Annotated in this window: 6 protein-coding genes; 5 read left to right on the top strand and 1 reads right to left on the bottom strand. The window is 37.7% G+C overall.

Annotated features, from left to right (window positions below):
• The first annotated feature begins 896 nt into the window (after positions 1–896).
• The 5 genes from J7E52_RS26015 to J7E52_RS25995 all read left to right on the top strand — a co-directional run bounded on the left by J7E52_RS26015 (position 897) and on the right by J7E52_RS25995 (position 6,596).
• Positions 897–2,099, top strand: a complete 1,203-nt coding sequence (locus J7E52_RS26015) for an MFS transporter (RefSeq protein ID WP_214751351.1) — start codon at positions 897–899, stop codon at positions 2,097–2,099.
• A gap of 67 nt (positions 2,100–2,166) precedes the next feature.
• Positions 2,167–2,928 (top strand): type I 3-dehydroquinate dehydratase, encoded by a 762-nt coding sequence (gene aroD / locus J7E52_RS26010; protein WP_214751349.1) that lies wholly within the window; start codon positions 2,167–2,169, stop codon positions 2,926–2,928.
• Positions 2,929–2,988: 60 nt separating this feature from the next.
• Positions 2,989–3,873, top strand: coding sequence for a shikimate dehydrogenase (locus tag J7E52_RS26005; protein ID WP_101226132.1), 885 nt, complete (start codon positions 2,989–2,991; stop codon positions 3,871–3,873).
• 274 nt (positions 3,874–4,147) lie between these two features.
• Positions 4,148–5,356, top strand: coding sequence for an MFS transporter (locus tag J7E52_RS26000; RefSeq protein WP_214751347.1), 1,209 nt, complete (start codon positions 4,148–4,150; stop codon positions 5,354–5,356).
• Between the two features lie 226 nt (positions 5,357–5,582).
• On the top strand, positions 5,583–6,596 hold the full coding sequence (locus J7E52_RS25995) for a LacI family DNA-binding transcriptional regulator (protein ID WP_214751345.1): 1,014 nt from the start codon (positions 5,583–5,585) through the stop codon (positions 6,594–6,596).
• A gap of 118 nt (positions 6,597–6,714) precedes the next feature.
• Here the strand turns inward: J7E52_RS25995 and J7E52_RS25990 are convergent, their stop codons facing one another.
• On the bottom strand, positions 6,715–7,272 hold the full coding sequence (locus tag J7E52_RS25990; RefSeq protein ID WP_053533572.1) for a shikimate kinase: 558 nt from the start codon (positions 7,270–7,272) through the stop codon (positions 6,715–6,717).
• Positions 7,273–7,753: the final 481 nt, after the last annotated feature.

Below are 7,753 nucleotides of genomic sequence, written 5' to 3'. Positions count from 1 at the left end.
CCATCCGGCTGGTCTTTTTTGCTTTATGAAAATTATGAAGCCCAGTTATTTCTATTATATAGAAGTTGTTATTTCACCTTGAGAAGGTGATATTGAAAATATAAGTGAAACATTCTCCCAGCTTTACTTAGACATTGGTTATTCAATCCGTTTGCAAATAACTGGATAATTGTATTTAAATAAGCAGCTGTACATATATTTTAGCTAAAAAGAAAGTTATTCAGAAACTGGTAACAAAAAAGTGGAGAATATCGAAACACAAGGGAGCCCTCATAAATGATAAAATACTTTGTGCCACATCAATAAAAGTATGCTTCATCTTGAATGAACAGTACAAATCCGTGGTATGGCTGAACTTTTAAGGTAAATAAGATCCAAAATGAGCACTTCGAAATCTAGAAATAATGAATATAAGGAATTGCTTTATAGTTAGTAAGGACTGCTTCATGAGTTTGACACAATTAAATTAGCGCAGTATAATAATTCAGTAGAACGATATACTAAATAAATTTAACTAATTAACTTTAGCATAAGTGTTAATTCAATACCTTTTGAATTTAGAAACTAATCGGTTGTTAGTAGAACGATATACCAATAATTTAAGACCACTTTTCCGCGCATAATCATTGATGACACGGATCAAAGCAGTTTTGAATCCTTTTTGGTAGAACGATGTCTAACATTAATTAAGATTGATTAGTAGAACGATATACTAGTTATGCGGAAAGTTAGTAGAACGATGTACTAACTGAAGCCGGTTAACTTAATGAAGTTTATTGTTTTTATTTAGTACGTAATATTGTTTCTTAAATTTATAGTATGGGGCAAGGGGGCAACTTCTGAAAGGCTTAAGAATCAAATTGCATTTCGATAACTTTTTAATAGGGGTGTGTTTCATGAAAAATCCATTTATAAAAATGGCCACAGGTTTATATATTAGCTATTTTATTTTAGGTATGATCAATATTATCATTGGGTCAAATATGGAAAATTTGTCCGAGCAATTAAACACAAGTGCCTCAGGGATAAGTTACTTGGTTTCTGCTATAGGAATCGGTAAGTTAGTTTCTTTGTTTTTCGCCGGTAGACTGTCGGATAAATTAGGAAGGAAACCATTTGTCGTTTCTGCATCTTTTATCTACCTGATCTTCCTCATAGGTATACCTTTGGCTCCTAACTATACATTGGCATTTATATTTGCTGTATGTGCTGGGATTGCAAATTCATTTTTGGATGCAGGTACGTATCCAGCACTTATTGAGGCTTTTCAAAAGAAAGCTGGTTCCGCTACCGTATTAGTAAAAGCGTTCGTTTCAGTCGGTGCCGCACTTCTTCCATTTATCATGGCGTTCTTTATAGCTAGAGATATGTTTTACGGGTATACATTCTTCTTAATGGCTGCTGTTTATCTTGTTAATGGATTTTTCCTGCTTAAGGTATCATTCCCGGATCATAAAGCTCAAAGCCAGACTCAAGGTGATGAACAAACTGCGCCGGTTCAACACCAATTCCTCTCAAAACCGAAGTTTGCTCAGGAAGGTTTGGCCGTCATACTATTAGGCTTCACATCAACTGCTTTATTCATGCTGGTTCAAGTCTGGCTCCCGAACTTCGGACAAGATGTATTGGGGCTAACCCAGGCTAAGGCTGTTCAATTGCTTAGTTACTATAGCATTGGCTCCCTTGTTTCTGTCATTTTACTAGCAGTTCTATTGAATAAAGTTATTAAGCCGATTACCGTCATGATTATCTATCCGATCATCGCAGCATTATCTTTATTGTCACTCATTTACATCCAGCAACCATTTATAACTGTTTTGAGCGCTTTCTTCATTGGGCTTTCAACTGCAGGGGTGTTTCAATTAGCCATGACAATAATAACAGAATTCTTCCCTGCCAATAAAGGGACGATTACTTCATATGTAAACATTGCAGGTAGTTCAGCCTTTATCATCATACCTTTCGTTACAGGTATCATTTCTAAGAGTACTGGGTTAACTGCGGTCTTCTTGTTTGATGTGGCAATTGCGGTAGTTAGTATTTTATTAGCCGTATTCGTTGCCTATCGATACAAAAAAGTAATTAAGGTTTCCAATTAAACGGTCCAGCCGAAAATCAGTGGGGCATGAACCCCACTGATGAAAATGATAAAAGGGGGAAACATCCATGCAAACAATCACGATCAAAGACGTAACGATCGGAGAAGGGGTTCCAAAGATCATCGTTCCACTAATGGGGACAACTGAAAATGAACTGCTTAAAGAAGTTGAAACGGTAAATGGGCTAAACCCGGATATCATTGAATGGCGAGCAGATGTCTTTGAACAAGTCGAAAGCTTAGAAGCCGTTTCGGATATGATATCAAAACTTAGAAGTGCTGTACCCAGTACTTTGCTGCTTTTCACTTTTAGAAGCCATAAAGAAGGCGGAAACAAGGAGATCAGCGATGCTTATTATTTCCAACTTCTTCATACAGCAATTAAAACGAAGAATATTGATCTTGTCGATGTGGAGTTATTTTTTGAAGAATCATCAGTGAAGGAGGCTGTAAAGGTAGCTGAGGAAAATGGCGTATACGTAGTAATGTGTAACCATGATTTCGATAAGACACCAGCAAAAGAAGAAATCATTTACCGATTGCGTAAAATGCAGGAGTTTGGCGCCCATATTCCAAAAATCGCTGTAATGCCCCAAACTGTTGGTGACTTACTCGTTTTATTAGATGCAACTTACACGATGAAAACAAAGTATGCCGATCGTCCATTCATTACGATGTCAATGTCGGGTACAGGCCTGGTCAGTCGATTATCTGGCGCGGTGTTTGGATCTTCTTGTACATTCGGTGCCGGAAAAGAATCATCTGCCCCAGGACAAATTCCTGTTACTCAATTAAGAGATGTATTGGAGATCATTGATCAAAATATTTAACCCATAATTCCTTACGAGAAGGAATTTATATAAAGTTTAAAAAATCAGGGGGAATAGAACATGGAAAATCTAGGACGAATTAATGGGAAAACAGAATTAGTAGGATTGCTGGCAACACCTATCGGACATTCTTTATCACCTGCCATGCATAATTTGGCTTTCGATAAATTAGGCTTGAATTGCGCCTATTTAGCATTTGAGGTTGGAAATGAAGAGCTGGAAGATGCAGTCAAAGGGATGCGTGCATTAAATGTAAAAGGATTTAACGTATCCATGCCTAATAAAATGAAGATCCTTCCATATCTTGATGAATTGGCAGACAGTGCTAAATTTTCTGGGGCCGTTAATACAGTTGTCAATGTCGATGGAAAGTTCGTAGGGCACAGCACAGATGGAATGGGATATACTCGGAACCTAAAAGAACATGGTATAGATATTAAAGGAAAGAAAATGACTCTTATCGGTTCTGGCGGGGCTGCTACTCCAATTGCCATTCAATCTGCGCTGGAAGGTGTGGCGGAAATCAGCATTTTTGCTCGTGATGATGCTTTCTTCCCGCAAGCAGAAGAGAATGTACGAATCATCAATGAAGATATGAAGCACTTAAATGTGAAAGCCAATGTGTACCCTCTTGAAAATGTTGAACAATTAAAGGCTGAAATTGCAACTAGTGATATTTTGGCAAATGGAACTGGCGTTGGCATGAAACCACTTGATGGCTTAAGTGTCATTCAAGACGAATCAATGCTGCGTCCTGATCTAATCGTAACCGATGTTGTTTACATCCCACGTAAATCAAAACTAATGGAACAAGCTGAGGCTGCGGGTGCTACAGCTATTAATGGTCTTGGGATGATGCTTTGGCAAGGTGCACTTGCCTTTGAATTATGGACAGGTCAACAGATGCCTGTTGATTACATCAAAGAGCAATTGTTTGCAGAATAACTGATTAACTGATTCCACTCTGGAGATTATTCTCCAAATGGAGGATTTTTTGATACTCGATGTGCATCATCGTTAAATGATTACATCAAATGGGTGCAGAAACCTCGGAGCTAAGAAATGCAGGGAGTGAAATCCCTTGTTTTTCTTAGCGTTTTTTTTTGAAAAGTGGTTTTCATTTAAATGGATAACATAAAGGGGAGGCTTTAATGTAATAACATTGTGCATTGAAGTGTACTAGGGGAGAAACACAATGATTTATTATAGGGGTGTAATAATGAAAAATCAGTATTTTAAAGCGGCATCTGGCATGTATATTAACTATTTCCTGCTAGGGATGGTAAATATAATTCTCGCCTCAAACATGCCCTCTTTAACAGAACAATGGGATACGGACTCTACTGGCATCAGTTATCTTATTGCAGCAATAGGAATAGGCAGATTACTCACGTATGGTCTCTCGGGAGTATTATCAGATAAATTTGGGAGAAAGCCATTGATACTTGTCTCTTCAGTTATAATGGCAGTTTTTTTAATTGGGATTCCATTTTCCCCCACATATGAAATAGCCTTTGTATTTGCTTTACTTGCGGGAATTTCCAACTCAGCAATGGATGCTGGTACATATCCGGCACTAACTGAAATGTTTCCTGAATCTGCTGGTTCCGCCAGTGTTATGGTTAAGGCTTTTGGTTCACTTGGTGCAACCATCCTGCCATTCATCATCTTGTTTCTTACTAGGAACGAATTATTTTACGGGTTTGCATTTTTATTACCGGCTGTAGTCTACTTCTTGAATATGTTTTTTGTTTTGTCCGCTTCATTTCCAACAAGCAAATCCGATGCTGTCAGTAATGAGGAGGATTTGCATATGAACAGATTCATAACTGAACCTAAATTTTGGAACGAAGGAGTCGCGCTAATCATAATTGGATTTACATCAACGGCGTTATTTACTGTTTCGCAAATCTGGTTACCGAGTTTCGGCCAGGAAGTCGCAGGGATGCCATCTTCAAGTGCAATTAAATTATTGAGCTATTATAGTGTTGGATCACTGATTTCCGTCCTGCTATTATCCATCTTATTAAACAAATGGATTAAGCCCGTGACGGTGATATTGCTTTATCCAATGATTACTTTACTTACGGTAATCATCATATTAACGATTCATTCACCTATTGTCTTAAGTATTAGCTCCTTTTTCCTTGGAGCCTCGACAGCTGGGATATTTCAATTGACCATTGCAATAATGACTGAACTCTTCTGGAGGAAAAAAGGAACTGTAACAGGGATCGTTGCGACGGCTTCCAGTTTGGCGAGCGTCATTTTACCAATTGCAACGGGCTTGATCGCTAAGAGCGGGGATATATCGCATATATTTCTTTTCGATTGCTTTATTGCAACTATTGGCATCCTAGCTGCAGCTTTTGTTTATTACCGGTATAAAAAATTGACACAGCACCAGACCATATTTAACCATGGCTAATAAATATTGAAGGATTATTTAAAACTCCATCTTCTAGAACTCGGGTGGCGTTTTTTTTTTGGACTAATGAATATTGGATATAGATGTATTGGAGTGAGTATTAATCGATGAGTTACCCATGTTCCAAAAGCAAGGGTGTAATAATGACAGTAACTATATTATTATTATAGTAAGAACATGATAATAATAAGTACATTAAAAATACATTCAAGATGGTGATTGAACTATGAAACAATCCAAAAAAGGGCGGGTCACACTGCAACAGGTAGCGAAACATGCTGGGGTTTCTACATCCACTGCTTCCCTTATCGTTCGCAATAACCCTCGAATATCGGAAGCGACGCGAAAAAAAGTATTGAAATCCATGCATGAACTGGGTTATGTATACGATAGAATTGCAGCAAACCTAAGGTCGCAGAGTTCTGATACTGTAGGAATCATTATTACCGACATATCAAACACCTTTTTTTCTGAATTCCTGATAGGCGTTCACGACGCATTGGATGAGGTCGGATATACAGTGTTGCTGGGAACTACATTCGACTCGGTTGCCAAGCAAGACCATCTCCTTTCAACCATGATGGAACATAGGGTGGGAGGCCTGATTCTTTGTCCTGTCTCTGAAAGCTCACAAGATACAATTGAACGGTTAAATGAAATTGATACGCCGATGGTCCTTGCCGTTAGGGAACTACCTGGAGTGAATAGCGACTATGTAGGCATAGACTATCCAGAAGGAGCCAGGATGGCTGTTGATCATCTCCTTGGAAAGGGACATAAAAGAATTGCGCTCCTTGGTGGCATCAAGGAATCTTCTACCTGGGTCGAGAGAATGGAGGGATACCGTGAAGCTCTTTCAAGAGCGGGATTGGAAGTGGATGAATCGCTGGTGATAGATAGTGCGCCTACACGGGAGGGAGGGCTGGAGGCTGTATTGAAAGTACTTGAGAATCCTAATCCGCCTACCGCGATTTTTTGCTTTAGCGACTTAATTGCTTTTGGTGTTATGCAAGGATTAATGATGAAAGGATTTACTCCTGGAAAAGATATAGATATTGTAGGGTTCGATAACGTTCCAGTCGCAGAAATCTACCATCCTCCGCTAACGACCATTTCCTCATTCCCTAGACGTATTGGAAAAGAGGCAGCGAATCTCCTATATCAGCAAATGGAGAAAATTGAACGTGAACAACAGCGAATCATATTGAATCCAGAACTGATTATTAGAGAGTCTTCCTAATAAAGAAAAATAAAAAGGTGATTAGACTACAGGAGGTTAGGTATCCAAACTACTGTACCCTTTTCATCTTTTCTATTATTCTTTTATTGGGAAAATCGATTACATGAAAGAGCTGGTCTTACTTAAGCGGTTCATAAATATCCCAGGCAACTTTCAATGAATCGACTATAAAGTCTGCCACTTCATCAACATCAAGATCATTGGTATTCACTTTTGAATGATGATAGGAGTATATTTCTTGTCTCGTGTAAAAGAGTTCCTCGATTTCCTCAAGGGACCGGCTTTGTAAAACAGGTCTACTATCAATAAGTAAGCCTATTCTCTCTTTCCAGTATTCCCAAGATAAGTCCAGGTAAAAGACAATGCAATTGGATAAACAGATATTCCGTATATCCTCTTGTAAAAATGCCCCGCCTCCAACTGAAATGATTTTCAATTGTTGTTGACTAAGGCTTTCAATCACACTTTTTTCTTTTTCGCGAAAAGCTTTTTCTCCAAACTTCTTGAATATTTCTGTAGTGGGCATATTGAATTCCTTTTCAATTTCTTGATCTATATCAATAAAGTCCCTATATAATTTCCTTGCTACTTTCTGTCCGATCGTCGTCTTTCCTACTCCCATAAAGCCAATAAAAACGATACTTTGCATCCTCAAAGATGTGTTTTTATTAATCATTTATAAATCCCTCTCCCAACTATTACTATAATGATTAAAAGTCTCTCCTGAAATTTTTAAAATATATTTATTATAGTACAAGAAAGTAAAATTGTAAAAAATATTTTTAAATATTTGGACAATGAAAATCGGTGATTTAGCGTTTTATTTTTAAATGGTCCATCCGATTGTTAAAGGAACATAGGTTTTTATCGATTTTACAGAAAGCGTGACTAGTTGAAGGGGAAGTGTTTCAAATAGGTTTGATTTAATACAATGGATGGAATCAACGATTTTGTTGGATTATAAAGAGGAAGGCTAAGGTATGACATGCGTTTATTCCCCTATATATAATTGATTAAATCATTTAGCAAGGAAATGCATTAAATGTGTTGACTTTATGGTGGGAAAGGATTAATATAAATAAGCACCAACTAAGACAAACGAAAAACTTCATCGCTTTCGGCTGATTGCTGAAAGAAATAATAACTATTGACTTCTT

Origin of the sequence: Bacillus sp. ISL-34, assembly GCF_018613325.1 — a bacterium.
Taxonomy (GTDB): Bacteria; Bacillota; Bacilli; order Bacillales; family DSM-1321; genus Peribacillus.
The sequence above is the reverse complement of the archived record's forward strand: the minus strand, read 5'-3'. Positions and strand labels throughout refer to the sequence as shown.

Bases quoted from the DNA above. Each gene is read 5' to 3' on its own strand.
- J7E52_RS26005 (WP_101226132.1), top strand. From the start codon at position 2,989: ATGGAAAATCTAGGACGAATTAATGGGAAAACAGAATTAGTAGGATTG.
- J7E52_RS25995 (WP_214751345.1), top strand. From the start codon at position 5,583: ATGAAACAATCCAAAAAAGGGCGGGTCACACTGCAACAGGTAGCGAAA.
- J7E52_RS26015 (WP_214751351.1), top strand. From the start codon at position 897: ATGAAAAATCCATTTATAAAAATGGCCACAGGTTTATATATTAGCTAT.
- J7E52_RS25990 (WP_053533572.1), bottom strand. From the start codon at position 7,272: ATGATTAATAAAAACACATCTTTGAGGATGCAAAGTATCGTTTTTATT.
- J7E52_RS26000 (WP_214751347.1), top strand. From the start codon at position 4,148: ATGAAAAATCAGTATTTTAAAGCGGCATCTGGCATGTATATTAACTAT.
- aroD (WP_214751349.1), top strand. From the start codon at position 2,167: ATGCAAACAATCACGATCAAAGACGTAACGATCGGAGAAGGGGTTCCA.